Below are 23,719 nucleotides of genomic sequence, written 5' to 3' on the forward strand. Positions count from 1 at the left end.
TCAATTTTGAAATTACTTTTTTTTATGGATTCGTGTATTGATATTTTATATATGTGAAAAATGGGTAAAGGAATACGTTTGGGCTGTATATTAATTATAATTTGTGCAAAAAAAATCTATAATTCGACAAAATGCAAGAATATTTTTATAATGGTATAGATGTCTTGTTGCAATTACTGCAATATTTTGAAATATTCCACAGGAAAACTTATACAATCTTTGTATAAGTTATAACAAACATAATAAAAGTTTTTACTTAATGTAAAAAAAATATTAAATAAATGTGGATAATAGATTGATTATTTTCTATGTTTAAACCTATAATTAGTAAAAATGGTTCACAAAATAAGATAAAAATTCGCTAAATATGAAATGGGAGTAATGATTTTACAATAATAAATAGAGAAAGTATTGGGGTGATATGAGTATGTTTGGGCTGACAAAAGAAGAAATTATGTTAATGCTAGAGGAGATGGAATTAGCAGAGAAGCAAAAGAATGTGATTGCTGATATCTTACATCTAAATAATATGCGAATCGAACAACAACTCGCATTAATGATCCATTTAATCATAGATGAGCGCGAACGAAATATTTCCAACAATACATATCTAAACTAAAAAAATGTCGAAAAATCACAGGTGTTATGTTTGCAACGCCTGTGATTTTTTTGTCAGCCATTTTTATAATTTTTTTGTGAAGCAAATGATGCGATTGGCTTCTGTAAAACCGAGCTGAAGATGAACCCTTAGGCTTTCATCATTGTCCCATTCACAGTCACTGGCAAACTCTAGACAGCCCCTATGCTTTGCCCATTGCTCACATTTCTCCACAAGCAGTCTTGCATAGCCCTGCTGGCGATAGTCCTCCCTCACGAAAAGGCCTTCTAAATAGCCGACTGGACTCGAGTCGGTGCCTTCTACATAATCTGTTCTTAACTGGCATTGGGCAAATCCAACTGCTTTGTCATCATCAAAGGCAAGGAAAATAGCTGCGTTTTCTTCCTTTAGCAGCTGTGTCATCTCTTCAGTAAATTCCTCTAGTGTATGATTGGGCCAGAGCAGTAAGGCTAATGAGGCAGCAGCATGAGCGTCCCTCTGCTTTGCTTGTTGTATCATAAAATCTTCCTCCTTTGTAAAAAATGAAACAAATTGTTTTGAAGTACGTACAAACTAGTAAGCGTTTTTATTTTAAAGCTCTAATTTTTATTTTAACAATCTTACTTGAAGGGGGAATCCAATCATGTCACTCTTACAAACGTTAATTGAACAAGCGAAAAAGCCAAATGGATGGATTGGCTCAACGATGCTACAAATCATGAATTTTGCCCATCGTGGTATGAATGCATGGTTCATTAGGCAAGGAGCTATCAATGACGGTGATCGTGTATTAGACATAGGTTGTGGTGGTGGGAAAACACTCCAAATTTTATCCAAATTGAATCCAAATGGTATAATATATGGGATAGATTTTTCCACACAGGCAGTGAAGGAATCAATCAAATTGAATAAAGCAAATGTTGCCAGTGGTAGGGTCTTTGTGAAAGAAGCAAGTGTTTCAAACATTCCATACGATGATCAGTTTTTTGATGCGATTACGGCCTTTCAAACGCACTATTTTTGGCCATCCTTGGAGCAGGATGTAGAGGAAGTATGGCGGGTTCTGAAAAACGGTGGGAAATTTATTATCATAGCAGAGCTCTACAAGATGAACTATCATATGAAAGCCTATCAAACACCTGAGGCAACGAAGCAACTATTAGAACGTATCGGTTTTCAAACCGTTTATGTCACGGAAAAATCAAGTAAAGGATGGCTTTGCATTACAGCTATTAAGTAAAGGATACATAAAATGGAGGGTATAAAAATGAAAAGATGTGATTGGGTCAAGCTAGATGAGCCTTTATATGTGGAATACCATGACAAGGAGTGGGGTGTACCGGTCTATGATGACCAGCATTTATTCGAGATGCTTTGCTTGGAGGGGGCACAGGCTGGCTTGAGCTGGTGGACGATTCTCCAAAAGCGTGAAGGCTATCGTGAGGCATTTGATCAATTCGATGTGGAAAAAATTATCCATTATACAGCAGACAAGCTAGAGGAATTGCAGCAAGACACACGGATTGTACGCAATAAATTAAAAATAGCTAGCGTGGTGACAAATGCTAAAGCATATCTCCAAATACAGGAAAAGCATGGCTCATTCTCAGATTATATTTGGGGCTTTGTAGATCACAAACCAGTTATGAATGAGTGGGCATCCATCAAAGAGGTGCCTGTGACGACAGAAGTTAGTGATCGTATGAGCAAGCAATTGAAGAAAGATGGCTTTAAATTTATCGGTAGTACAATATGTTATTCCTTTATGCAGGCAGTGGGCATGGTAAACGACCATACAACGGATTGCTGCTGTCGACAAAAGGAGCTAGCGGATGGCAATTGAACAAATTCGGGCTCAATTAGCCAAGCAGGCCACGATTTTTCAAACGGGTGGTATTCGACCCACGCATGATTTATTGGAAAGCTGGATTGGCTATGTTGGCTGGTCCTTACCAGAAGAGCAGCCAACATCTGGCTATCAGCCGCTCGCTACGTTCTTTCTAAAAGACCTACCCCACGTACCGATGGCATTAAAGCCTTTTCAATTAGTCACAGTCTTTGTCGATGAACGTCTATTAGATCATCTCATGGAGGATGATCTTTGTTCTTATTTTGATATTAGAACGTACACCACTTTGGAAGGCTTGGTGAAGCGCGAATGGCAGCATAAACAAATTCGCGCGTTTCCACTCCTACCGCAACATATTACAAATGACTATCCAACATGGGATGGGGGCGGTATTCCTGCTCAATTGGAGGAAGAGATTCTGACATTGGAGCAGGAAGAACAGCTCGACTATTTTGAGGATATCGTGGAAGACCTCTATCCGTTCCATAAAATTGGTGGCTATCCAAGCTTTTGTCAAAGTGGCGTTGATTTTGGTGACGATGCGCCATTTGTCCTTCAAATTGCCTCCGATGCAAAAGCACGTTTGAACATTGTGGATCATGGCAATTTTTATTTTTTCTACAATCCAACAAACCAGACTTGGCATGTCTATTGTGATTTCTACTAAAGGGTGGAGGGCTTGGAGGGCTTGTCTCTTTCATGAATTGTTATCATGATGAATCGATAAATCAGGTATAAGCCAACGTATGCGCCTGTAATCAGAAAGACAGGGTTTAAGAACACAGCATGAATCGTTGTCATAAAGACCACATCCTCAAGAATAATGTTCGTTATAGCTGTAGCGGCAATCGTGCTAAACAGAATAGCAGCAATGATGCCTAGTATGTTGAAAAGAAATCGAAAGCTAGCCCATTTGTGCTGAAGATACACCATAAGGCTGGGGATGCCAATCGTGGCAATCAGCATGAAAAATGTCATAATATCACATCCTTTCTTTCAGATTGCCCTTGTTCGTTCATGCATAAACATAGAAAAAGATAGGAGGGAAACCGATTGCGAAAGCAAGAAGGAGAGTTAAAAAGCACAAGGAAGGTGAGAAAAGTGGAGCATAAAACGGTGGTCAAAAATGGCATTGGCTTTGGTTCGGTTTTAGCGATTACGATCTCATGGAGTGTGCATCACTCCATCATTTGGGCAATTATCCACGGCTGTTTTAGCTGGCTGTATGTTATTTACTATGCCATCATGCGCTAAGCCTGTAGGTCAACCTATCAACTAAAATGTTGTTTGAATAAAAATAACATTGGGTACATAAAAACAAAGCGTTCATAATTTTTAATGAGCAAGCATAAATAACAAAGTGCTCTTTTTCCAAAGTACCAATCGTATGAACGTAGAAGAAAGGTTGATAGAATGACACATCAAGTAACGGCTTTAAGTAATGTTAATGGTAATGCTACAGGCGTGGAAGGTATATTACAAAATGTAGCATTTATTTTATCGACGTTTACGATTCCTTGTTCGCTCCGCGAATATGTGACAAGGTCTGATATTCGTAAACCCTTCCAGCGTATGAAGAAAATAAACACAAAACGCCTCATTGAATGTATCCAACGTTTTGAGCCACGAGCTGTCGTAGTGGATGTTGATTATCTTGGCGATGTGAATAGAGGAAAATTAGAGCCCATTGTCAAAGTCATTGTCAATGAATAGCTGAAAAAATATGAATTCTGCCAGGTATGGTTTTCGCGAACCTGGCAGAAGATTAAATGTGCTTATAGTGGTAGGATTATGGTATATGAATTGGTGTCAAATAGGATAATGGAACAGTTACGCGTTTCTAATGGCAATAATTTGCTGGCAATCAATGATAAGTGGTGTTGCTGCTGCTGCATCTACCTCTAAGAATGTAGCACAGCAAGTTTTAGGATCTAAGCTGATGAAGAAAATTCCTACAAAGCTACCGCCACCTGCTAAAATAACATCTACCAAAGTGCCAGGAGATAAGCATCTTAATTGATGACAAATACAGCCTTTACACTTGTGATCTTTGGAATAATCCATCTCGTAGTAGTACTCTTCCTCCTCTTTTTTGCAAGAGCAAGAATCCTTCTTCTGTTCCCATTTACAATGGTCATCCTTTTCATGACACATACATCGCTGGTGTTTCTGTTCCCATTTGCAATGCTCATGCTTCTGTTTGCATTTGCATTCTTCTTGTTTGTGTTCACATTTTTTTTCTAAATGACAATAGCATTTTACATATTGTTCACAGCACTTTTCTTTTTTATGATTCCAATTCATATTTTGACTAAATCTACTATCCTGCATCTTTTAATCTCCCTTTTTGTTAGTTTTTTAGTAATGGTAGCGCTAACCTTTACATTTCTAATCTATGAAGCCACAAACAAAACTTCTTGGTAATTTGCCCTCTGTACAAGAAGAAAATTATTTTTTACTAATTAAAGAGAGAAATAGCCATACATAGCTGTGAGAATAATAACAATTTCAGGGCAAAAGATTGCTAGACCTCCGCCTGTAAATTTCATGGAGAAATGGAGCGAATGTATGAAAAGTGTTCTGCAAATCTTCTTTTTATTCATGTGCTTACTGGTTGTGATTTCATTGTGGAAGGCACAAAAGGAGCCTTCTATTATAGCCCCGAGCCCTGAAAGAGCAACTCCCTATGCAGAGGAGCTTGGCGAAAAATTACAAGCTACGAATTTTACAAAACAAGTGTTACAGGCCATACGAGCGGCAGGCTACTCACCTGATAGTACAGTCGGTTATCTAATAGACTCTCCAGCGCATCAAGTCATCACTATTCAATTACACGATGGGGAAGAAATTGATGTAAGTACAGAAAGTGAAATTCAATCGATTATCGATGAGCTGGCCCAAAAGAATAATATGCATCTATTTATGGTCGATGTTCAACTAATAGAGCTTGAATAGTCGAGGGAAGGCACTGTGATCTGTGACTTTTTACATATAAAGGGAATTGTAATATAATGATAAAAGAGGTGAAAGAAATGAAAATATTAATATTAGGCGCGAGTGGACGTGTCGGCAGCCAGTTGGTGGAACTAGCAATAAAGGATCAGCATGAGGTCACCCTTTTAGTTCGAAATCCTGATAAATTACCGCACCATCACCAACAGCTGTGTGTAATAAAAGGTGATGTTTTAAACAAGCAGGATATCGAGCAGGCAATGCATCATGTCGATGTGGTGGTGAGTGCATTAAATACAGATGGAGGCACTACATTATCGGCTAGCTTACCATTGATTCTTGAAGCGATGACAAAGCAACAGGTGACAAGAATCATTACGATTGGAACAGCTGGGATCTTACAAAGTCGTGTAACGCCGACTCTTCTTCGTTACCAATCAACGGAATCGAAACGAAAATCGACCTTTGCTGCACAGGAGCACCAGCGTGTATTCGAACAGTTACAGCAATCTGCTATGGATTGGACAATTGTTTGTCCTACTTATTTACCTGATGGACCCTGGACAGGAAACTATCGAGCAGAACGCAACTTCTTGCCAGAGGGAGGTAGCGAAATTTCTGTAGCGGATACAGCAGATTTTGCCTATCAACAAATCTTTAGCGAGGAATTCATGAAAACACGTGTCGGACTTGCCTACTAGAAAAGGGGAGATACGGTGAAATATATTCTTGCCATCATCGGGATGGTAATCATTTTCGCTTGGTGTGCCTTTCTCAGTATAACCATTGAAGAAGCGCCTGTTAGAAATGTGATGCTGAAAGTCTATGGAGGTATCATTGTTTTCACCGGGTCATTCTACCTCAAAAAAATTGCGAAATTTGGTAAGCAATAATCACTTTTACACAAGGATAGTCTAAATGGACTTAACGTTTTAACCTTTTTTTACCCTAAATCGTCCAAATGATAGCTATTTTAGTGAAAAAATATACTGTTATTTTCCTTTTTATAGAAGGTTTGCTATACTTTATGTCGAATATATCTATTGAAGAGGTGATTGTATGGACAAGGAGATATCAAATAACTATCAATATCCTAAACACCTAACAAGCCTTGATGGAATCGAAACGACAGAATTATATGTCATCAAGATAACAAAGGAACAAGTGGATAGGTTGATTGAGGATATCGATCAAACATTAAAGACGTCGACATGACGTCTTTTTTCATGCCAAAAAGGCCACCTTCCAAGGAAAGTGACCTCAAAACAGGAGAGCTGTGGAAAGGCTAGATTTGCTTTACACTACTATTTGTATGTAAAAGTAATCTTGTTAGCTAGCCATTTGCCTGACAGATAGATGAAATTTCCTCGATTTACTAGCATCGCAGTTCACCATCCAAATATGTACTACCTTAGTTCTTCTGACAGGAAAAGGAGTAATTCAAAGCCAAATAATCGCGTATGATAGTAGGCTGTCCGCCATTTTCAAGACATAGCTTACTGGCAATTTTAATTTCCTTCTGATTATAGTGAGATTGTGCCCCAATCAAAAATATGCCTGACAGTATCAATAATGTCGCGATGCCCAACACATATTTTGTAACCCTTTTCACTCATCTTACCCCCATTTCGATACGTCTACCCTATTGTCTAACATATGTTGAAGCATGAAAGCATTATGTTTAATTGGCAATTTGTATACAAAAGGGGTGTTTTAGAAATGAAGGATCTGGATTTAGAGAGCATATGAGAGAGGGAAATCACCGTGGAGGACGCCACAGCGAGGAGCAAAAGGCAAAGCGATTTCATTTTTGAAATGATGCATGTGAACCGGGCTATCATTAATCAGCAATTAGAACAGCCAGAATTTCAATCCATTCAGCAAATTTTAGTCGATTAGATGCAATCGATCTGGTTATCCAAGAATTTAGCCAGTTGTTTGATATTCAAGAAAGTGTAACCAACGACAGTCTACAAGAGGAAGATAACACACATGAAATTATATAGATGAGGTATTTTATCAGTACGATGCCCTATTAGAGGATGTCCTGTCCTCCATTGCCGAAAATGGTATGCCTGCTATTTCTGTGTCTCGATCATCAGGAAAGCTGTTGACGATGCTTGTATCGATTACTAGGTCAAAGGCTATTTTAGAAATTGGTCTGGCGAGAGGAATGGAAGGGGAAGGCAAAGTGACCTCCCTAGAGTCAAAGGAAAAATATGCACAGCTGGCAGCCAAGAATTTTGCCAAGGCAGGCTTTGCTGAGCAGGTAACGTATATGACAGATCCTGCATTGGAAAGCCTTGAAAAGCTTGTGGCAACAGGACAGTGTTTTGATTTCTTTTTCATTGATGCTGATAAGGATAACTATGAAAATTATTTAGTTTATGGCAACACCCAAGCGCCATTGGGGATGGCATGACGGTTTCAAAAGTTAAAAAATAATGCATATCAGAATTAACTATTAATGGTAAAATATTGTTAACAAACAATAAGGGAGAGATGCTTTTGAAGCAAGCACTAGTGGTCATTGATACACAGCAAGAATTAATCGAGGGAAATCAGGATGAACAAGCCGTCTATCGCAAGGATGAATTGCTCAAAACAATCAATGCCGTTATTCAAAAAGCTATTGAGGCAGAGGTACATATTATCTTTGTGCGTGATCAGGATGTAGCTGGTGGAGAAGGGGAAGGCTTTCAGGTACATCAAGCGATCCAAGTACCGACTACCGCTGTTTATTTTGATAAACTGGCTACGAACGCTTTTTATAAGACAGGCTTACTCGATTATTTACAGGCCAATAAGGTAGAGCATTTGGTGATGATGGGCTGCAAAACCGAGCATTGCGTGGATACAGCAGTTAGAGCAGCAACTATTCAGGGCTTTGATGTCACATTGGTGGGAGATGGTCATTCAACAAATGGTTCCCAATACTTATCACCAGAAGATACAGTTGCACACCATAACGACATCCTGCACGGCCATTATAATGTGGATCATTTCTCACTTGTGCGAAACGCCGACGAAGCATTATTTGAACCCACACACAATAGTTATCGCTAATTATAAAATGACCAAGAATCTAGGTTCTTGGTCATTTTTACATATAGAAGTGATTGAGCAACCAACCTATAACAGTACTCAAGATACCAATTACTATCAAGACCAGCCCATGGGTTGGTGCTTGATAATCCTTTTAAGTACAATCCCCATACAGATAGCCATGAGCCCACTAAAAGCTTGGAATAGGAGAAGGGCAGCTACCACATTGACCCAACCTAATATTAGAAGTAATAGCTTACTATTCACCATTTATTGTTCTCCTTCATCTTTTCTATGTAAAAAAAGTGCCATACCTAACATGCCTAGTAGTAGGATTGAAAAAAATAATAGACATTATCGCTTGATACACAATGGCAGTTATAGCTAAAAACAGTAAAATAATCAATAGGATGAGACGCAGTAGAAATTTTGCTTTTTTACGAATGGCGAAAAACATCCTCATCATGAAAGGATTTTAAAATAATTATAGGAATGAGTATGCAAATGCTTGTACCACTGGAAAAGACGATTCATGTTACTGCCTTCAGCTCAATAGACAATTCTTACAAATATTGTAACAGAAATTATGGTGCGACACAATGATCTATTATTTTCATAGGGCCACTGTGCGAGCAGTGACCCTAAGTATCAAGTCAGGAGGTGTAAGGCTAAAATTAGCTTTACACTATTATATGTATGTGAAAGTAGCTTTAAAAGCTAGTTATCTGCCTGTTCGATAGATTATTTTTTGGAAGGCGACTAAATGGGGCACCAATTGTCGGATGGAGGGCTACTATTCCTGCTAAAGTAATGATAAGGAAGGTGATAGAAGTGGATTCTTTAACAAGGTTGAATGAGGCAATTGCGTATATCGAGGCAAATCTAACAGAGGAAATTGATGTGCAAGAGGCTGCGAGATTAGCTTATTGCTCGGAATATCATTTTAAACGTATGTTTTCCTTTCTGGCAGGCATCTCGCTGTCCGAGTATATTCGTCGTAGGCGTCTAACGCTTGCCGCACTGGAACTATCAGATTCATCTATGAGAATTCTCGATATCGCGATTCGTTATGGCTATCGCTCTGCAGATGCATTTACAAGAGCCTTTCAGCAAATGCATGGCATCACGCCATCGGAGGCGAGGCAAAATGGTCAGCACCTAAAAGCGTTTCCACGAATGACCTTCCAACTTACCATACAAGGAGGTTGTGAAATGAATTACCGACTCGAACAAAAAGAAGCGTTTCACATCGTGGGTCTTATGAAAAGAGTACCTATCGTTTTTCAAGGAGAAAATCAAGCGATAACTGAAATGGCACGTTCATTAACAATGGAGGATATTGGGCACCTAAAAAAGCTAGCGAATGTAGAACCAATGGGAATTATCCAAGCCTCCACTAACTTTTCCGAGAGCAGGATGGAGGAAAAGGGCGAGCTTGATCATTATATCGGCGTAGCCACAACCGAAACGTCTCACCATTTTTCACAGTTGGAAGTACCCGCTTGTACATGGGCTGTCTTTGAAGCAGTTGGACCATTCCCACAAACACTGCAGGAAACATGGGGGCGCATTTATGCGGAGTGGTTCCCATCATCTGGCTATGAACAGGTTGCTGGTCCAGAAATCGTGCGCCATACAAGCACGGATTTTTCCTCACCAACCTTTACAAGTGAAATCTGGATACCACTTCAGAAAAAGAAGCCTCTTGCATAATGCGAGAGGCTTTTTACTGTATTTTCGTTCCATTGGGTAGCTGCTGATCGGGCGTTAACAGGATTACATCACCCTCCACAGGTACACCACCAATCACTAATACCTCTGACTTAAAACCCGCAACGCGACGTGGTGGGAAATTCACAATCGCCACAACTTGCTTCCCAATAATGTCTTCGGGTGTGTAACGCTTCGTAATTTGTGCAGAAGACTGTTTAATACCCAGCTCTTCACCAAAATCAATTTTCATTTTAATCGCAGGAACCCGAGCCTTTGGCAGTTCCTCTGCCTCTAGTACCGTGCCAATTCGTATATCAAGTGCTGTAAAATCTTCTATTGTCGCCATCACTGTACTCCTTAAGCTTTTATGACAATGTTAGCATTTAATAGAAAAAAATACAAAAAAAGAAGAGCACCTAGCGTGCCCTTCTCTCGTTAACGACGATGCTCTACCAGGTCAATCGCACCTAACACAATGTGCGCTAAGCCAAAGCCAAAAATCGTATTGGCTACCATTTTGTTAGAGCCATGTTTTTGCTTCATTGCATAACCTGCCGCTGTAACAGCTGACCCAAGTATAGTGGGGATTAAACCTTCACGAATTCCATTCATAAATTGATCCCTCCGTCGTATGATTCGGCGTGAGTTTCACACCATACTTACTATGAACGTTTGGCGAGGATACTATACTAGGCATCAACCGTATCAATCATAAAAGCAGTGATTTCCGTTTGATCTGCATTTGTATAGGCCTTGCAAAAAAGAACCACAGCACTTTCTTCATCATCAAACCATAAATAGCGAATTTCTGTTGTAAAGCAACTTTGGTCATCCATTTCATACACATCAATAGCAACGGAAGCTTCATCCAGCGGCCATGTTAAGGTACCTTGCAAGGCGAAAACCTCCTGCAGAAAAATAGCAGTATCCTCTGTTAATATCTTCTCTTGTTGAAGTTTCTCATATCTATTATGTACTAAATCATCTAAGGTCATTTTCGTTAATGCACTTATTTTGTCTTTCATTTGCATAGCCTCCCTCTTTATAGTTATTTTACGGGAAAAGGAAAAATTTTGTATAGGTAAATAGGGGTTTATTGAAACGAAAAAGAGCGGTTAGCCGTATAATAAACGAAGGGGGGCTGAAAATGAAGTATATAGGCATTGGCACCATCTTGTCCATTCTAGGTGTGATATGCTCCATCCTCATATGGGGTACAGAGGAAGCCCATTTGCTTTCAGGGCTACTCGGTGGAATTTTCATCGTTTCTGCCATGTTATTGTCAGGAGCCATAGCAAGCGGAGATAGAATGCGCGCCAATTTCGCAACAGAAACAAATGAAGATAGAAGTGAACGCAATCTCCTCATGAATAACGCTTTACTATTAGCCATACCAAACATTATTGTAGCAATCTTTGCATATTATCTATGAAGCTACTAGTAGCCAACAATCAGAATAAGCATTGTATTAAACCATTGATTTGAATGAGCAATCTTTCTAAGCGTTCCTATCCATCGAAATGAGCAATGTATCCGTCAAACATAGCATTCTATCCACCGATTTGAATGAGCAATCCAATCTAAGCGACCCTATCCATCAAAATAAGCGTTGTATCCGTCAGATTAGACATTGTATCCGTCAGATTAGACATTGTATCCGTCAGATTAGACATTGTATCCGTCAAAAATAGAATTCTATCCGTCACATTTAGAATTCTATCCATCAATCATTACATATAAAAATCATAAAAAATGTCACATCTACCCTAGGTGTGGCTTTTTTTGTTGCATTTAATAGAGAGGAGTACATTTGCAATAGAGAGGTGGTACTATGCAATTAACAGATGGTACACAGATATTTGACACGGATATCATTGATGAGGCTGCTAAAAAAGGGAGCGTGATGAGCAGGAGCGGGAGATGCTCAACGCCTTTGCCCGCTATGCTTATCTACGATATAAGCAAATACGAGACAAAGTAAATCCGCGAAAATGTAAATATATGTATATTCATCAGGTGCGTCAGCAATTAGCATTACCTGCTAGACTACAGCGTGTTTGCAAGCTGCTAACGATGACAGAAGAGGAAGTTCTCTACATTGTAGAATTTGTGCGGAAGTATTTGAAATACGTTAAATAAGCCTCATCTTCATAGATGGGGTTTTTTTACATAATTTCTAGGGAGAATTGTTTCTCAACACCCGCTTCATATAGTATGATGAACGTGTATAAAGGAGTGAGCGTAGTTGAGATTGATTAAATTTCTAGTGGTAATTGCTATATTCGTTGGTGTAGTGGGGTATGGTGTGCTACATTTCGGCACAAAATTCGCCTCTGAAAAAATTGTAGATACCTTGTCGACAGAATTAGAAAATAGCGGACAAAAGGAAAACATCAAAAGTACCATTGAAAATGACCCACAATTAAAAGCCTATATGGAAGAGGCGAAAACGGTCGATAGCAGTACATTACCGTTTACGACAAAAGAAGAGGCAACGAAAGTCCTAATTCAAAAAGTGGGCATTACCGATTTGAACGACATGCGTGTTAAATTGCAGGACGGCTCGATGACGCAGGAAGAAGCTCTGCAAATGGTGGAAGGCAAATTATCCGATGAAGAGATTGCCGCTTTAAAAGTCATCGTCTATAAAGAGCTTTATGAATAAAAAAGCAGAAGCAATTGTTTGTTTCTGCTGCTTTCATTACCCTTACAGATCATGATTATATTTCCATCTAAATCTTGAAGTAGGCAAAGTCATCAAAACGTTTTATAGCATGAATTGGAATGCCTTTGTCTTAATAGGAATTCGCTAAAAAATTCATTTCATCTGCTTAAAAGGGCATGCTTCATGGCATGTTCTTTTTTTTTATGTCCCATTTTTAAAAATTTTCTTTATATAGTTAGAAAGGACATTAGATGGAAAGAGGGAGCGTCATGATTTATCGAGTAGCTAAAAAGGAGAATTTTGTGGTTTTGGATAAAGCATTTTTAAATGATGAGCAATTAAGCTGGAAAGCAAAGGGTCTGCTTGCCTATATGCTGTCTTTGCCAGATGACTGGTCATTTAGTCTTGCAGATTTAGCAATACGTAGTAAATGTGGGCGGGAAGCGACAGCCAAAATTTTGGATGAACTCATAGAGGCGGGCTATCTTCAAAAAGTACAGGAACGAGGAAAAGACGGCAAGTTCGGTAGGGTAGAATTTTTCGTCTATGAAGCATCAAAACGTGCTGCTATACCGTCAACGGGAAATTCGTCAACGGTCGTACCATCGACGGAAAAGCCCACACTACTAAATAATAATTTACTAAATAATCAATTACTAAAAGATAAAGATGATAAGGAGTCTACTAACACTGCCTACCACTTTTATGTGCAACAAGGCTTTGGCACACAAACAGCCTATATTGCTAGTAAAATTCGTCATTGGCTCACTATTTTTTCAGAGGACATGGTCATCTATGCGATGAAGCTAGCGGTGGAGCATAATGTTTTACGCTGGCGGTATGTAGAAAGCATCTTACAAAATTGGCGCCATCAGAACATAAAGAGTCTTGCTGATATTGCTATCGAGCAGCAGCGTTTTCAAGCCCGCAAGCAGCAAGTGTCATCACATTCTAAAGCCAGACGACAGGAAATCATTCCGCAGTGGTTTCAGCAGCGTGGCGATCAGGAACCAAAATCTCAGCCAACAATTGATTTTGCAGCAGAACGACAAAAAATATTAGCCCTCTTACGGAGTGAATAAATTCTCCACATACCATAAAGGTTTAATTGATGAAAAGTCATCATGGTCCTGTAAAATAATGTAAATTCTTTCCAACGCATCGTCAAAGGAGCGTGGGTCATAGTGACGAGTCCAAACAATGGTTGAAAAGACAGTCATGGCTGCATAGAGAGCATATAACCGCCAAAACATATCGTCTGGTGCAGATGAAAAATAGCCATCAATCTGCCCAATACAATAGGGGATACTTTGTCGTCTACTAAACAAGGCAAGATTATAAAAGTCATGATAAGGATCACCCACATCATAGCCATTAAAATCTATCACCCCATTGTAAGTATGTCCTTTACAAATAATGTGACCGAGATGAAAATCATCATGAAGCAGGGTGATGGGGCGTTGCTTTAACAGTGGTAAGTGCGTTTCAATAAAGCGTAATAGTTTAGCTTCTTGTGGAAGTTGATAGGCATCTTGTTGGTATGCCTTCAAATAGCTAGAAAACTTTTTGAGCTGTGTTGTCTCCCAATGAATTATTTGCGGAGGGCTCACTTGATGTATTTTTTTCAATTCTTTCCCTGCCGCAAGACCAAGGTGGAATTGCTCAGAGTCAGAAAGTTCCTGAATAATTTCATCTGCTGGTGTTTCTTCTAAAAAGCTAACGACCATTGTGGATACGTTGTATTCCTGAAACAAGTTATAGTCAACGGCTTTATGTGTTCTTACGCCCTGCTTTGCTAACTCTTGGAGCAAGGAAAACTCTACTGCACGTTTGTCATGATGTGCTAGATCTGACAAGCACACCAAATAGCGTGTTTCACCAACTGTTACCAGATATTTGCTATCAGGTGAATAGCCTTTGTTAATTTTCACCAGCTGTGTAAAGCCGTTTAAGCTTGGTAATTGACGAATAATCTCTATTGCCTGCACACTTTCTTTCCTCGCTTTCAATATTTTAGAAGATCTAAAATACTACAGGAAATAATACTTTGTCAATGCTTGGAATCGAGGAAAGCGGTTATAAAATCATAATGAAAAAATAGTAAAAGAGCACAACTAACTAGAAAACACTTTTGTGCGAGCATTTACTAATAGTAAGTGGATGTCCTTGTGATATTCACACTTCATAGCTTCGAGGAAAGAGAGGTGAAACGATCGCAGTAGCCTTGAGCGCGAAAAGAAGCTAATAAGCCTCAAAAGGAACCTCTAATTATCTGTTGCTTACCCTAAAAAAACACAAAAAGACAAAAATAACATAGCGTCAGTCGCTAAAAAATAATAGGAAAGGATGGTGCAATATGAGTTATGTTATTGAAAAACAGATGATGTCAGGGCTACCGAATCTGACGCTAACGGCAGTCAAATACATTGTGGCGCATGAATCAGGTAATGGCAGCAATACAGGTCCAAATGCATTGGAAAACGAAATCGCCTATATGAATCGAAATAAAGCCAATGCCTTTGTTTCTCACTGGGTAGGTGGTGGTGGAAGAATCGTGCAAGTAGCCCCAGTCAATCGCGTGCAATATGGCTGTGGACCAAAGGGAAATCCGTATAGCTATGCCCAGGTGGAACTGGCACGGACTGCTGACAAGGAACAATTTAAAAAGGACTATGCAGCTTATATTTGGCTGTTACGTAAGCTTGCTATAGAGGCAGGTGTTCCAACTGTTTTAGATGGTAGCGGCAACGGCATTAAGTCACATCGATGGATTGCGGAAAATCTAGGAGGCACTACGCACAAAGATCCTTTTGACTATTTAAAAAGTATGGGGATTACAGAAGCACAGTTCCAGCAAGATATTAAAAATGGGCTTGAGGAGGGATTAACAGTGTCACAATATAATGAGCTAAAACAAGAAATAGAGACGTTGAAAAGCTTACTAGCTGAAAAAGCTAGTTTACAAACAAGCAGAGAAGTGGGGGCAGCCCATAAAGAGGCTTGGGAGTGGGCTATTAGCCAAGGCATTATCCGAGGCGACGGAAGTAAGAACATGAATCCAGCAGGCGCCTTAACAAGAGAGCAAATGGCGACCATGCTGAAACGCTATTACGACAAATTTATAGCCAACTAATTGTGCAGGATAAAGCTCCTAGTCATCACGAGCTTTATCCTTTTTCATTAAATAAAGGTTTTTTCAAAATTTTGTCGAATGTAGTAGAAGAGAGGAGGGGTTTTGATGTTAACCAAAATAAGAAAAGTAAAATTTGAACAAGAAAGAAAAAATCCATTATACCAGGTGGTGATGGAATGTCCCGATGGTAAGCAACTCTATGTAAAATTTGATTATACGTATAAAACAAAAAATTTCTGGCCATTAGAAGTGAATTATAATAAAAAGAACTATGGTGCAAAGCTAGCATGGTATACAAATGAAGTCGAGAATATGACAGTGGCTTTATTTCTAGAAACGATTGCTGGTAAAATCAACAAGAAGTATGATTTTAACTTTAGGAAACAATAAAAAAGCAGCACCTTGTAGGAGCATACTGCTTAAGACTTGTCCATTATTTAGTTGAGATATAAACAACCAGTGCTGCCTCATCAAATGTTACATTTGCGCCAAGTGCTTGACTGACAAAGCGTAAAGGCACCATTGTTGTACCTTGATATATTTCAGCAGGATGGCTGAGTGTGATTGTTGATGCAGAACCATTTGTATCAACATAAGCCGTTTTATTCCCCACACCAATCACAATTTTTTTACTGTCCTTTGTCGCCGTTACTTTTTTCGTTGCATTATCATAGCTAACCGTTGCCCCAAGAGATTCAAAAATTGCCTTCATCGGCACTAAGGTTGTGCCATTTTTCATATAAGCGCCAGGTGTATAATTTTGCTTCACGTCATTTAAATAGACAGCAACCTTCGTTAATACGGGCGCTACCGTTGCTTTAGGTGTTGGCGTAGAATAACTTTGACCGCCTGAAGAAGACCCTGTATTATTGCCACTATTGCCATTATGATAATGATAGCCAGAACAAAGCCCTTTAGCCTTTGATTTGTCAGAACAGTTGTGACCGCCGTTGCTATCTAAACGCCCTGGATGTGCGCTCGCAATAGAGGCTGTGGTGAAAAATAATGTAAGCATCGCCATCAGTAAAACCAATTTCTTCATATAAATCCTCCAATTCTCAAAATATGTAATTATTATACTATCAAAAAGAGAATTTTGATATGTTTTTATAGGAAATTAGTTTTAAATACTTTCGAAACATGAAAAGGCACTACCAGTCAAGAATGGTTAGTGCCATTTTGTTATATGGTTAATTGATTTTCGTTTTGGAGATCAATGGCTTTTTGGAGTAGTCGATGCAGAACGGCTGCAAAGGTTGCAATCGTACTGGTTACAAAGATGCTTATGAATGTCAGCGTAATAATTCCTGTAATATCTTCCTTGCCAGTAAACATCATCATAATTGTTGCAATACCTAGCACAAGGCCGGCTACAATCGTGAGAGCACAATTTTTGACCGTTCTCAAAGCCCGTACAGATGATTTGGAGAAAGCTTTATGCTGGTCGATGTTCGTTAAGATTCGATAGGCCTGATACAACGCCGTGTAATAGGGAATGCATAGTGCATACACATAGAGTAAAAAAAGATAAGACAAATAGGAGGATTCGGGATGTGCCGCTGCATCTCTACTGGCTATCCCAGGTAGCCAAAATAGCCCTAAAGCTAATACAGGGATACCTAGCAGCATAATCACACTCTTTAGGAAAATGGTTGACCCCTTTTTATGTTTCATACAAAACACCTCACTGGTAATGGTATATTGATTTTAAAATAAAATTTATCGTTTTTCAATAAAAATATATTATTATTCATTGATTTTTCATTTAAAAAGACATCCATCCTTATAGGATAGATGCCTTTTAAGTGCGATGATTAACATCTTACATATTTACGTTTAAAGCCAATTCTGCCTCGCTCTATTTCCTTTTGAATTGTTTCATAAGCATTTAGCTGCGTGCTTTTCTTGTTGTCTCGCTTCATTTCTACAGGACCAATCGCCTGTGCGGTTGCTACTGCTTGTTCGTGGAGCGGCAAATAGGAAATAGCCACTGTGTATAAAAAATTATTCATGGCCGATTTTGTGCGTTCAGGTGCATCGTGAATGGTATTTTTCACGATTTCCAGCATATGAGCTAGCTTGCTCTCGGAAAATTCGCTATCCTTGCGATTCCCTAATAGCCAGCAATAGCAGCTCCAGCCTGCAGACATTTTCAATTCCTCACCACTGGCAATCCACGCATCCGCCACTTCCTGAGCAATTGGGGCCTCTGCTAAAGTAACCGCTACTACATAATCCGACAGCATATAAAAATAAGCTGCCTCGATCCATCGATTAAAATCTTCCACAGTCATGGCTTTTGGATCTGCAATGATTCCAGCAAAGTACATTGCATCATAGTTGCCAGTAGCATAAAGCTCTTCTGCTAGAGTTTGATCGATTTTAATTTTCTTCGCAATAGGCTTCATGGCACCTGTTGCCACACCAAATAACGGCTCATGGGCGCCATTTGACATATACATTTTTTTCGTCCGTTCCTTGCCCAGAGCCTCTAGCTCTTGCATCACTAAATCAGCATTCATAGTAGCACTTCCTTTTTTCGGTTTCTAGATTATTTTTATTATCCTATAAAGAATGTCTTTTTGTAATGGAATAAAAGCATATCATATTAGAATATAAAATATCATATCTGAATATATTTTTGTCAGTCACTTTATAGAGAAGGAAGTACCAATTTACAAGTAGCTAGAGCCTATTCCAAATAAACATAAATTGAGCTGCATCCGATTCGAGGGCAATTTGATGATAGTCCGTTGAATCATCATCTGTGATCAAGCGACCTTTTTGCACGTTTAAAATAGCATGCTTAACAGAGTCTGGATGTTCAATCGCATAGTGGAGTCTTTTAGAAGAGTGAGGGCAGATCGACATTTATGTTTATCGATGCGCTCATTTTTTCCTTTAAAATACAGCTTGATTAAATAGGGTACATCATCAATGATTAAACCGAGCTCAGGATTGGAACGCACAATTAAATCGTCGCAATACCAATTCGCCTTACCTGGTTCAAACCACTGAACGTTTTTATTTTTTACAAATTTTATATAGGCTTTAACGGCTTCTTGGTAATTTTTCTGGCGTGCAGGTAGGGCATTATCCACGAGGTCGAGTAAATAGGTATCATTAAAACGATGTTCATGGTATTTTTTTAATCCATCACGCAAGGCTTTCCAATAATCTTTTATTGGATGGTACTCTCCCTGATATTTTATATCCTTCACAAACTTTGTTTTTGCTGCACTTCCCTTCATTGTGAAGTCAGTAAATTGTGTTAAACCAATAGATGGCTTTGTGAGCGTCGTCATGTTTCCATCACCCTTCTTTCATCATCGATGACATACTATAGATTAGTATTATATTGGAAAGGGTACATGTATATGATTGATGGGTTTGTTAACAATCCGCTCCTAACAGTGTTCTATTACAATAAGAAAATCAATTTTTTAAAAAAATATGTTTAGATGTGTTTTGACTGGGAATATAAATAGCGAGCTAGTAAAAAGCTCAAAAAAATATTTAGGAGGAATAGAAATGGCTAACAAGCAAAACAATCGCAACAGAAACAACAATGAAAACATGACTGTCGAAGAAGCGGGACGTAAAGGCGGAGAAGCTACCTCCAGAAATCATGACCGTGATTTTTATGAAGAAATAGGACGTAAAGGCGGCGAGGCTACGTCTAAAAATCATGGACATGAATTTTATCAAGAAATTGGTCGCAAAGGTGGAGAAGCTACGGCTGAAAACCACGGCGAAGAATTTTATGAAGAAATTGGCCGCAAAGGCGGAGAAGCTACTTCTGAAAAGCACGACGACGATTTTTATGAAGAAATAGGACGTAAAGGTGGAGAAGCACGCAGTAAACAGCGTAGTAACAACTCCAACGGCAACCAAAATCGTCGAAATAACAATAATAACTAATCACTTTTAAATAGGTCGAAACCCTTCACACACAGGGCGTTTGTAGTTTTAAACTACAAGCGCCTTTTTTGTTGTTAAGTTCCTCTCAATCCACAGGATAAATTTGTTGAATTTCTCCTAATTGTAGTATAATATTTAATCCGCTTCTACTTGTTTTTAGCGGAAATGAGGATAGAGAGAATGACACAACTTAAAGAAAAAGAACTATTTCAGGTAATTCAATCCGTCGTGCAGACTGTGAACATGACGGTTAAGATAAAACAAGACGATTCAGGTATTAATATGAGTTATAACTTTATTGGGGATTATGTAGGATTTGATGCGAAACGATTAGTAGAGGCAAGAAATGAACTAATGCTTCCAACTTCACTTGAAATTTATGTCAAAACAATGACCCTACATGAGCTAGGTCATGCAGTGGATCGAGAAGCATTACAGGCATCACTTCCACGTACAATAGAAATCTTTACAATGAAAAAGCAACATGCCTTAAAAGAAATATATCGTCAGGAACAACTACTAGCCATGCTGATTGAAGAACATAAAATGAATATTCAATTTGAGCAAACGGCTTGGGAAAATGCATGGATGCTTAACCGTACACATCGCTTAGTTCCTGAAAAGGACTTTGACAATATCAAACAGCATAGCCTAGCGACCTATCAGCGTTTATATGAGCAAGATTTACAAGTTTATCACCATCTTTTGAACCAGCAGATGGTGCAATTAGTTTAGCTAGAAATAATCATTTCATACCGTCGCGGGAATAGATCCAACCAAATAGGGCAATGTAATACTACTTGGAGGTGATCATTTTGACAAAGGGCAAGCAATATAAACGTCAGTCAGAGTTGGCGGAATTAGCGACAGATTTAAGTCCAGATGATTTAGATGTGCGCGAAGAAAATGCTTTAACACAAGAGCAAAAAAAAATTCGAACGAAGAAAATCGTTCAAAAAAATCTGCCACACGCAAATCGCAATCATAACGTAAACACCACAATCATTTTCGATTGTGGTGTTATTTTATCTATTGCCACGTTTACATAGATCTCTACTAACAATCGTGGATTTAATGTTACAATTTATAGAATGAATGAAAGGAGCTGGAATAAATGATTTTATTTATCGTATTTGTTGGGGTTGTCGTTGTTATAGGCATCGTCAGTAATGCAAATAAAAATCACAGGAAATCGAATGAGCACAACCACCATATCCATTCCACTAACGAATTTTCAACAAATGATGCATATCTTTCCTCCCAGGACAGCCAACAATGTGCTGATTCTAGTGCTACTTCGAGTGACTCATCCTGTGGCTCCGGCGGGGAATGAAAGTGACCCTTCTGAATTATTGAGAGATTGATTGAGGTGATCCAAACTAAGGAGAAGCCGCTCCAAAGAGAGTCCAAGGTGATCCAAACTAAGGAGAAGCCGCTCCAAAGAGAGTCCAAGGTGATCCAAACTAAGGAGAAGCCGCTCCAAAGAGAGTCCAAGGTGATCCAAACTAAGGAGAAGCCGCTCTAAAGAGAGTCCAAGGTGATCCAAACTAAGTTGAATCTGCTCCAAAATGAATCCAAAGTGATCTAACAAAGGATGAAACCTGCTTCCCCTGTAGTAGAACCTCCCTAAAGAGGATTCAAAGTAATCAAACAAAGAGGAAATTGTTTATAGCGTGATCAAAGCGGATGAGATCTGCTGGGCATCGATCTCCTCCGAAGTACATATTTAAAATTTCATCACCTCATAACTAACAACTACTGTCTTTAAGATATAGCGAAAATGAAGCAACAGGCGTAAGATAGAGTAATAGATAGAGAATTTGGAGGTAGTAGTAGATATGATTCGATTCGAAAATGATTATGCAGAAGGTTCCCATCCACAAATTTTGCAGCGGTTAGTGGCAACAAATGAAGAACAATCTCCAGGGTATGGTATGGACGAGCATTCCGAAAAAGCAAGAGCCTATATAAAAAAGGCGATTGCAGCGGAGCAGTCAGACATTCACTTTTTAGTTGGTGGTACACAAACGAATACAACCGTGATAGCGTCTATTTTGCGTCCTCATCAGGGCGTCATTTCTGCGAGTACAGGGCATATTGCGGTGCATGAAACAGGAGCCATTGAGGCAACGGGTCATAAGGTGCTGACATTGCCTAGCGATGATGGCAAACTAACTGCGGCACAGGTGAAAGCCTGCTATGATGCGCACTGGCTGGATAGCACACATGAGCATATGGTGCAGCCAGGCTTAGTGTACATATCTCATCCTACGGAAAATGGCACGACCTATAGTAAGGCAGAATTAACAGCTTTACATGAAGTTTGCCGAGACTGTGACTTACCGCTGTTTATCGATGGTGCTCGTTTAGGCTATGGGCTAGTGGCACAAGACAGTGATTTATCTCTCGCTGACATCGCTAAGCTTTGTGATGTATTTTATATTGGTGGCACTAAAATGGGTGCATTGTTTGGCGAAGCAGTCATCATCGTGAATCCTGCTTATCAAAAGGATTTTCGCTACATGATCAAGCAAAGAGGGGGCTGCTTGCCAAAGGTCGATTATTAGGCATTCAGTTCGAAACGCTATTTGAAGATACGCTCTATATGGATATTTCGCATCATGCGGTAGATATGGCAATGCTGATACGACAGGCATTTCTCGATAAAGGCTTCACAATGCGTTATGATTCAAAAACGAATCAGCAATTTCCAATTTTACCAAACCATCTACTTCCAACGCTGGAAGAAAAATATTCCTTCTCCCATTGGGAAGCATACGATGCTACTCATACGGTTGTGCGCTTTTGCACAAGCTGGGCTACGACCAAAGAAAATGTGGATCGTTTAATAGACGACATCCACCAATTAGTATAACCAATCAAGCTGCACCTTGCATGAAAGGATGCAGTTTTTTCCTATTATTCCCTAATTATTGCTATACTATAGATAAAAGGAAAGGTGGAAGTGAATGACTAAATACGTAGCACTTTTAAGAGGTATTAATGTAGGTGGGCACAATAAATTAAAAATGGCTGAATTGAGAGACGCGCTGCAACCACTAGGGCTCCAAAACATTCGGACCTATATTCAAAGTGGCAATATCCTTTTTGAATCGAGTGAATCAGCAGAACTTTTGCAACAGCAAATTCAAGAGACCATCCAAACTACCTTCACTATTACGAGTACAGTGATCATCCGTACAGCTGAAGAATTCCGCTCTATTGTGAACAATTGTCCTTTCTCAGAACAAGACTTAGCAGATGCAAGTGCAACAGCTACAGGGGAAAGTCTCCATGTTGCACTACTTTCAACAGTTCCAACTGAAGAGAACGGTGCTAAGTTATTACAGTATGTAAGTGAAAAAGAGCGCTGCATTATCAAGGGGAGAGATGTCTATCTTTTATTTTACGATAGCATTCGCAATGCCAAGCTTAGTCAACAACTGCATAAGCTAGAGGTGCCTGCTACAGTTCGCAATTGGAAAACGATGATGAAGCTTGCGACGATGATTGGTGAGTAGGGAAAATCATCTTTTCTAAGAGGAGGCGTGTTTAGATGCGACGGGATCAAGTAGGTTATTTTATTTATCCTTTTTTGTACTTCATTGTTAGAACGGTGAATCAATGGAGGAAACATGAGCCGATTGCATGGGGAGAAAATGTGACGATGATGGTCATCACAATGGTCTTCATCTATTTCTTTGTTTGGATGTGGAATTGGTCCAAAAAGCCGTATCAATGGGGAAAGAAGAATAAGAAAGAAACATAAAGCAAGAGAGCAAATTTCATTTTTTGAAATGATGCTCTCTTGTTTTTTACTTGAACTTTTCAGGTTTTGTGGCT

General features: G+C 39.2%; 36 protein-coding genes and 3 pseudogenes. 26 read left to right on the forward strand and 13 right to left on the reverse strand.

Annotated elements, in window-relative coordinates:
* Positions 1-427 precede the first annotated feature (427 nt).
* Entirely contained in the window at positions 428-619 is a 192-nt protein-coding gene (locus tag NP781_RS08335) for a hypothetical protein (protein WP_004228683.1), read from the forward strand.
* 63 nt (positions 620-682) lie between these two features.
* Here NP781_RS08335 and aac(6') read toward each other — a convergent pair whose 3' ends face one another.
* Positions 683-1,117, reverse strand: a complete 435-nt coding sequence (gene aac(6'), locus NP781_RS08340) for an aminoglycoside 6'-N-acetyltransferase (protein ID WP_221683080.1) — start codon at positions 1,115-1,117, stop codon at positions 683-685.
* Positions 1,118-1,241: 124 nt separating this feature from the next.
* Here aac(6') and NP781_RS08345 point away from each other — a divergent pair, with 124 nt between their 5' ends.
* The 3 genes from NP781_RS08345 to NP781_RS08355 are packed head-to-tail and all read left to right on the forward strand — an operon-like array spanning position 1,242 to position 3,114.
* A complete protein-coding gene (locus tag NP781_RS08345) occupies positions 1,242-1,838 on the forward strand; it encodes a class I SAM-dependent methyltransferase (RefSeq protein ID WP_221683079.1) in 597 nt (198 codons plus the stop codon).
* A gap of 27 nt (positions 1,839-1,865) precedes the next feature.
* Positions 1,866-2,441, forward strand: a complete 576-nt coding sequence (locus NP781_RS08350) for a DNA-3-methyladenine glycosylase I (protein WP_257521991.1) — start codon at positions 1,866-1,868, stop codon at positions 2,439-2,441.
* A complete protein-coding gene (locus NP781_RS08355) occupies positions 2,431-3,114 on the forward strand; it encodes a DUF1963 domain-containing protein (protein WP_257521992.1) in 684 nt (227 codons plus the stop codon). The genes NP781_RS08350 and NP781_RS08355 overlap by 11 nt, the downstream gene beginning before the upstream one ends.
* On the opposite strand, the gene NP781_RS08360 is transcribed toward NP781_RS08355, so the two are convergent.
* A complete protein-coding gene (locus tag NP781_RS08360) occupies positions 3,111-3,425 on the reverse strand; it encodes a transposase (RefSeq protein WP_257521993.1) in 315 nt (104 codons plus the stop codon). The two genes, NP781_RS08355 and NP781_RS08360, sit on opposite strands and share 4 nt — an antisense overlap.
* Before the next feature lie 75 nt (positions 3,426-3,500).
* Here NP781_RS08360 and NP781_RS08365 point away from each other — a divergent pair, with 75 nt between their 5' ends.
* Positions 3,501-3,701 (forward strand): hypothetical protein, encoded by a 201-nt coding sequence (locus NP781_RS08365; protein ID WP_257521994.1) that lies wholly within the window; start codon positions 3,501-3,503, stop codon positions 3,699-3,701.
* A 159-nt stretch (positions 3,702-3,860) separates the two neighbouring features.
* Entirely contained in the window at positions 3,861-4,160 is a 300-nt protein-coding gene (locus tag NP781_RS08370) for a hypothetical protein (protein WP_257521995.1), read from the forward strand.
* A 117-nt stretch (positions 4,161-4,277) separates the two neighbouring features.
* Here the strand turns inward: NP781_RS08370 and NP781_RS08375 are convergent, their stop codons facing one another.
* The gene (locus tag NP781_RS08375; protein WP_225340918.1) at positions 4,278-4,511 is read right to left on the reverse strand and encodes a hypothetical protein; all 234 of its coding nucleotides are present in this window, start codon (positions 4,509-4,511) and stop codon (positions 4,278-4,280) included.
* Positions 4,512-5,015: 504 nt separating this feature from the next.
* On the opposite strand from NP781_RS08375, the gene NP781_RS08380 reads away from it, so the two are divergent.
* The 4 genes from NP781_RS08380 to NP781_RS08395 all read left to right on the forward strand — a co-directional run bounded on the left by NP781_RS08380 (position 5,016) and on the right by NP781_RS08395 (position 6,614).
* Positions 5,016-5,402, forward strand: a complete 387-nt coding sequence (locus tag NP781_RS08380; RefSeq protein WP_221683073.1) for a hypothetical protein — start codon at positions 5,016-5,018, stop codon at positions 5,400-5,402.
* Between the two features lie 56 nt (positions 5,403-5,458).
* Positions 5,459-6,100, forward strand: a complete 642-nt coding sequence (locus NP781_RS08385; protein WP_369354727.1) for an NAD(P)-dependent oxidoreductase — start codon at positions 5,459-5,461, stop codon at positions 6,098-6,100.
* Between the two features lie 15 nt (positions 6,101-6,115).
* Positions 6,116-6,292 (forward strand): hypothetical protein, encoded by a 177-nt coding sequence (locus tag NP781_RS08390; RefSeq protein WP_221683071.1) that lies wholly within the window; start codon positions 6,116-6,118, stop codon positions 6,290-6,292.
* A gap of 166 nt (positions 6,293-6,458) precedes the next feature.
* Positions 6,459-6,614, forward strand: coding sequence for a hypothetical protein (locus NP781_RS08395; protein WP_016993988.1), 156 nt, complete (start codon positions 6,459-6,461; stop codon positions 6,612-6,614).
* Between the two features lie 196 nt (positions 6,615-6,810).
* Here the strand turns inward: NP781_RS08395 and NP781_RS08400 are convergent, their stop codons facing one another.
* Complete coding sequence (locus NP781_RS08400; RefSeq protein ID WP_221683070.1) at positions 6,811-7,011, reverse strand: hypothetical protein; 201 nt, start codon at positions 7,009-7,011, stop codon at positions 6,811-6,813.
* Positions 7,012-7,163: 152 nt separating this feature from the next.
* Between NP781_RS08400 and NP781_RS08405 the strand changes: the two genes are divergently transcribed.
* The 3 genes and pseudogenes from NP781_RS08405 to NP781_RS08415 all read left to right on the forward strand — a co-directional run bounded on the left by NP781_RS08405 (position 7,164) and on the right by NP781_RS08415 (position 8,465).
* Positions 7,164-7,298, forward strand: coding sequence for a hypothetical protein (locus NP781_RS08405; RefSeq protein WP_257521996.1), 135 nt, complete (start codon positions 7,164-7,166; stop codon positions 7,296-7,298).
* Between the two features lie 103 nt (positions 7,299-7,401).
* Positions 7,402-7,788: pseudogene (locus tag NP781_RS08410) on the forward strand (O-methyltransferase); the annotation flags it as partial.
* A 119-nt stretch (positions 7,789-7,907) separates the two neighbouring features.
* The gene (locus tag NP781_RS08415; RefSeq protein WP_257521997.1) at positions 7,908-8,465 is read left to right on the forward strand and encodes an isochorismatase family protein; all 558 of its coding nucleotides are present in this window, start codon (positions 7,908-7,910) and stop codon (positions 8,463-8,465) included.
* A 96-nt stretch (positions 8,466-8,561) separates the two neighbouring features.
* Here the strand turns inward: NP781_RS08415 and NP781_RS08420 are convergent, their stop codons facing one another.
* Entirely contained in the window at positions 8,562-8,714 is a 153-nt protein-coding gene (locus tag NP781_RS08420; RefSeq protein ID WP_257521998.1) for a hypothetical protein, read from the reverse strand.
* A gap of 561 nt (positions 8,715-9,275) precedes the next feature.
* Here NP781_RS08420 and NP781_RS08425 point away from each other — a divergent pair.
* Positions 9,276-10,157: an AraC family transcriptional regulator gene (locus tag NP781_RS08425; RefSeq protein ID WP_257521999.1), complete on the forward strand. Its 882-nt coding sequence runs from the start codon at positions 9,276-9,278 to the stop codon at positions 10,155-10,157.
* 13 nt (positions 10,158-10,170) lie between these two features.
* Here NP781_RS08425 and csaA read toward each other — a convergent pair whose 3' ends face one another.
* The 3 genes from csaA to NP781_RS08440 all read right to left on the reverse strand — a co-directional run bounded on the left by csaA (position 10,171) and on the right by NP781_RS08440 (position 11,182).
* Positions 10,171-10,503, reverse strand: a complete 333-nt coding sequence (gene csaA, locus NP781_RS08430) for a chaperone CsaA (protein ID WP_257522000.1) — start codon at positions 10,501-10,503, stop codon at positions 10,171-10,173.
* Positions 10,504-10,592: 89 nt separating this feature from the next.
* Positions 10,593-10,769, reverse strand: coding sequence for a hypothetical protein (locus NP781_RS08435; protein WP_004228639.1), 177 nt, complete (start codon positions 10,767-10,769; stop codon positions 10,593-10,595).
* 77 nt (positions 10,770-10,846) lie between these two features.
* Positions 10,847-11,182, reverse strand: a complete 336-nt coding sequence (locus NP781_RS08440; RefSeq protein ID WP_257522001.1) for a DUF7668 domain-containing protein — start codon at positions 11,180-11,182, stop codon at positions 10,847-10,849.
* 122 nt (positions 11,183-11,304) lie between these two features.
* Between NP781_RS08440 and NP781_RS08445 the strand changes: the two genes are divergently transcribed.
* The 4 genes from NP781_RS08445 (at position 11,305) to NP781_RS08460 (ending at position 13,904) form a co-directional block, all read left to right on the forward strand.
* Positions 11,305-11,589, forward strand: coding sequence for a DUF5316 family protein (locus NP781_RS08445; protein WP_004228636.1), 285 nt, complete (start codon positions 11,305-11,307; stop codon positions 11,587-11,589).
* Between the two features lie 488 nt (positions 11,590-12,077).
* Entirely contained in the window at positions 12,078-12,296 is a 219-nt protein-coding gene (locus NP781_RS08450; RefSeq protein ID WP_257522002.1) for a hypothetical protein, read from the forward strand.
* Between the two features lie 106 nt (positions 12,297-12,402).
* Positions 12,403-12,822: a hypothetical protein gene (locus NP781_RS08455; protein WP_221683061.1), complete on the forward strand. Its 420-nt coding sequence runs from the start codon at positions 12,403-12,405 to the stop codon at positions 12,820-12,822.
* Positions 12,823-13,091: 269 nt separating this feature from the next.
* Positions 13,092-13,904, forward strand: coding sequence for a DnaD domain protein (locus NP781_RS08460; protein WP_257522003.1), 813 nt, complete (start codon positions 13,092-13,094; stop codon positions 13,902-13,904).
* On the opposite strand, the gene NP781_RS08465 is transcribed toward NP781_RS08460, so the two are convergent.
* On the reverse strand, positions 13,890-14,810 hold the full coding sequence (locus tag NP781_RS08465; protein ID WP_257522004.1) for a phosphotransferase family protein: 921 nt from the start codon (positions 14,808-14,810) through the stop codon (positions 13,890-13,892). The two genes, NP781_RS08460 and NP781_RS08465, sit on opposite strands and share 15 nt — an antisense overlap.
* A 368-nt stretch (positions 14,811-15,178) precedes the next feature.
* Here NP781_RS08465 and NP781_RS08470 point away from each other — a divergent pair, with 368 nt between their 5' ends.
* Complete coding sequence (locus tag NP781_RS08470; protein ID WP_221683058.1) at positions 15,179-15,955, forward strand: N-acetylmuramoyl-L-alanine amidase; 777 nt, start codon at positions 15,179-15,181, stop codon at positions 15,953-15,955.
* Positions 15,956-16,060: 105 nt separating this feature from the next.
* Positions 16,061-16,345, forward strand: coding sequence for a hypothetical protein (locus NP781_RS08475; RefSeq protein ID WP_004228621.1), 285 nt, complete (start codon positions 16,061-16,063; stop codon positions 16,343-16,345).
* 43 nt (positions 16,346-16,388) lie between these two features.
* Here the strand turns inward: NP781_RS08475 and NP781_RS08480 are convergent, their stop codons facing one another.
* From NP781_RS08480 to NP781_RS08495, 4 genes and pseudogenes are all read right to left on the reverse strand, one after another.
* Positions 16,389-16,997 (reverse strand): copper amine oxidase N-terminal domain-containing protein, encoded by a 609-nt coding sequence (locus NP781_RS08480; RefSeq protein WP_257522005.1) that lies wholly within the window; start codon positions 16,995-16,997, stop codon positions 16,389-16,391.
* A gap of 140 nt (positions 16,998-17,137) precedes the next feature.
* Positions 17,138-17,629, reverse strand: a complete 492-nt coding sequence (locus tag NP781_RS08485; protein ID WP_257522006.1) for a DUF2975 domain-containing protein — start codon at positions 17,627-17,629, stop codon at positions 17,138-17,140.
* A gap of 140 nt (positions 17,630-17,769) precedes the next feature.
* On the reverse strand, positions 17,770-18,477 hold the full coding sequence (locus NP781_RS08490) for a DNA alkylation repair protein (protein WP_257522007.1): 708 nt from the start codon (positions 18,475-18,477) through the stop codon (positions 17,770-17,772).
* 163 nt (positions 18,478-18,640) lie between these two features.
* Positions 18,641-19,260, reverse strand: a pseudogene (locus NP781_RS08495) (hypothetical protein).
* Between the two features lie 226 nt (positions 19,261-19,486).
* Here NP781_RS08495 and NP781_RS08500 point away from each other — a divergent pair.
* The 6 genes and pseudogenes from NP781_RS08500 to NP781_RS08525 all read left to right on the forward strand — a co-directional run bounded on the left by NP781_RS08500 (position 19,487) and on the right by NP781_RS08525 (position 23,645).
* Positions 19,487-19,876 (forward strand): KGG domain-containing protein, encoded by a 390-nt coding sequence (locus tag NP781_RS08500; protein ID WP_066038479.1) that lies wholly within the window; start codon positions 19,487-19,489, stop codon positions 19,874-19,876.
* 180 nt (positions 19,877-20,056) lie between these two features.
* Positions 20,057-20,611 (forward strand): integrase, encoded by a 555-nt coding sequence (locus NP781_RS08505; RefSeq protein ID WP_257522008.1) that lies wholly within the window; start codon positions 20,057-20,059, stop codon positions 20,609-20,611.
* Between the two features lie 80 nt (positions 20,612-20,691).
* Complete coding sequence (locus NP781_RS08510) at positions 20,692-20,925, forward strand: hypothetical protein (protein ID WP_257522009.1); 234 nt, start codon at positions 20,692-20,694, stop codon at positions 20,923-20,925.
* A 789-nt stretch (positions 20,926-21,714) separates the two neighbouring features.
* Positions 21,715-22,751: pseudogene (locus NP781_RS08515) on the forward strand (low specificity L-threonine aldolase).
* 94 nt (positions 22,752-22,845) lie between these two features.
* Positions 22,846-23,397, forward strand: coding sequence for a DUF1697 domain-containing protein (locus NP781_RS08520; protein WP_257522010.1), 552 nt, complete (start codon positions 22,846-22,848; stop codon positions 23,395-23,397).
* Between the two features lie 35 nt (positions 23,398-23,432).
* Entirely contained in the window at positions 23,433-23,645 is a 213-nt protein-coding gene (locus NP781_RS08525) for a hypothetical protein (protein ID WP_221683050.1), read from the forward strand.
* The last annotated feature ends 74 nt before the right edge of the window (positions 23,646-23,719 follow it).

Source organism: Lysinibacillus sp. FN11 (assembly GCF_024628845.1).
GTDB classification, from domain to species: domain Bacteria; phylum Bacillota; class Bacilli; order Bacillales_A; family Planococcaceae; genus Lysinibacillus; species Lysinibacillus capsici.

Excerpts from the sequence above, each read along its gene's own strand:
- NP781_RS08335 (WP_004228683.1), top strand. The coding sequence starts at position 428 with ATGTTTGGGCTGACAAAAGAAGAAATTATGTTAATGCTAGAGGAGATG.
- NP781_RS08345 (WP_221683079.1), top strand. The coding sequence starts at position 1,242 with ATGTCACTCTTACAAACGTTAATTGAACAAGCGAAAAAGCCAAATGGA.
- NP781_RS08350 (WP_257521991.1), top strand. The coding sequence starts at position 1,866 with ATGAAAAGATGTGATTGGGTCAAGCTAGATGAGCCTTTATATGTGGAA.
- NP781_RS08355 (WP_257521992.1), top strand. The coding sequence starts at position 2,431 with ATGGCAATTGAACAAATTCGGGCTCAATTAGCCAAGCAGGCCACGATT.
- NP781_RS08360 (WP_257521993.1), bottom strand. The coding sequence starts at position 3,425 with ATGACATTTTTCATGCTGATTGCCACGATTGGCATCCCCAGCCTTATG.
- NP781_RS08370 (WP_257521995.1), top strand. The coding sequence starts at position 3,861 with ATGACACATCAAGTAACGGCTTTAAGTAATGTTAATGGTAATGCTACA.
- NP781_RS08375 (WP_225340918.1), bottom strand. The coding sequence starts at position 4,511 with ATGGATTATTCCAAAGATCACAAGTGTAAAGGCTGTATTTGTCATCAA.
- NP781_RS08380 (WP_221683073.1), top strand. The coding sequence starts at position 5,016 with ATGAAAAGTGTTCTGCAAATCTTCTTTTTATTCATGTGCTTACTGGTT.
- NP781_RS08385 (WP_369354727.1), top strand. The coding sequence starts at position 5,459 with ATGATAAAAGAGGTGAAAGAAATGAAAATATTAATATTAGGCGCGAGT.
- NP781_RS08395 (WP_016993988.1), top strand. The coding sequence starts at position 6,459 with ATGGACAAGGAGATATCAAATAACTATCAATATCCTAAACACCTAACA.
- NP781_RS08420 (WP_257521998.1), bottom strand. The coding sequence starts at position 8,714 with ATGGTGAATAGTAAGCTATTACTTCTAATATTAGGTTGGGTCAATGTG.
- csaA (WP_257522000.1), bottom strand. The coding sequence starts at position 10,503 with ATGGCGACAATAGAAGATTTTACAGCACTTGATATACGAATTGGCACG.
- NP781_RS08435 (WP_004228639.1), bottom strand. The coding sequence starts at position 10,769 with ATGAATGGAATTCGTGAAGGTTTAATCCCCACTATACTTGGGTCAGCT.
- NP781_RS08440 (WP_257522001.1), bottom strand. The coding sequence starts at position 11,182 with ATGAAAGACAAAATAAGTGCATTAACGAAAATGACCTTAGATGATTTA.
- NP781_RS08445 (WP_004228636.1), top strand. The coding sequence starts at position 11,305 with ATGAAGTATATAGGCATTGGCACCATCTTGTCCATTCTAGGTGTGATA.
- NP781_RS08450 (WP_257522002.1), top strand. The coding sequence starts at position 12,078 with ATGCTCAACGCCTTTGCCCGCTATGCTTATCTACGATATAAGCAAATA.
- NP781_RS08460 (WP_257522003.1), top strand. The coding sequence starts at position 13,092 with ATGATTTATCGAGTAGCTAAAAAGGAGAATTTTGTGGTTTTGGATAAA.
- NP781_RS08470 (WP_221683058.1), top strand. The coding sequence starts at position 15,179 with ATGAGTTATGTTATTGAAAAACAGATGATGTCAGGGCTACCGAATCTG.
- NP781_RS08475 (WP_004228621.1), top strand. The coding sequence starts at position 16,061 with ATGTTAACCAAAATAAGAAAAGTAAAATTTGAACAAGAAAGAAAAAAT.
- NP781_RS08480 (WP_257522005.1), bottom strand. The coding sequence starts at position 16,997 with ATGAAGAAATTGGTTTTACTGATGGCGATGCTTACATTATTTTTCACC.
- NP781_RS08485 (WP_257522006.1), bottom strand. The coding sequence starts at position 17,629 with ATGAAACATAAAAAGGGGTCAACCATTTTCCTAAAGAGTGTGATTATG.
- NP781_RS08490 (WP_257522007.1), bottom strand. The coding sequence starts at position 18,477 with ATGAATGCTGATTTAGTGATGCAAGAGCTAGAGGCTCTGGGCAAGGAA.
- NP781_RS08500 (WP_066038479.1), top strand. The coding sequence starts at position 19,487 with ATGGCTAACAAGCAAAACAATCGCAACAGAAACAACAATGAAAACATG.
- NP781_RS08505 (WP_257522008.1), top strand. The coding sequence starts at position 20,057 with ATGACACAACTTAAAGAAAAAGAACTATTTCAGGTAATTCAATCCGTC.
- NP781_RS08520 (WP_257522010.1), top strand. The coding sequence starts at position 22,846 with ATGACTAAATACGTAGCACTTTTAAGAGGTATTAATGTAGGTGGGCAC.
- NP781_RS08525 (WP_221683050.1), top strand. The coding sequence starts at position 23,433 with ATGCGACGGGATCAAGTAGGTTATTTTATTTATCCTTTTTTGTACTTC.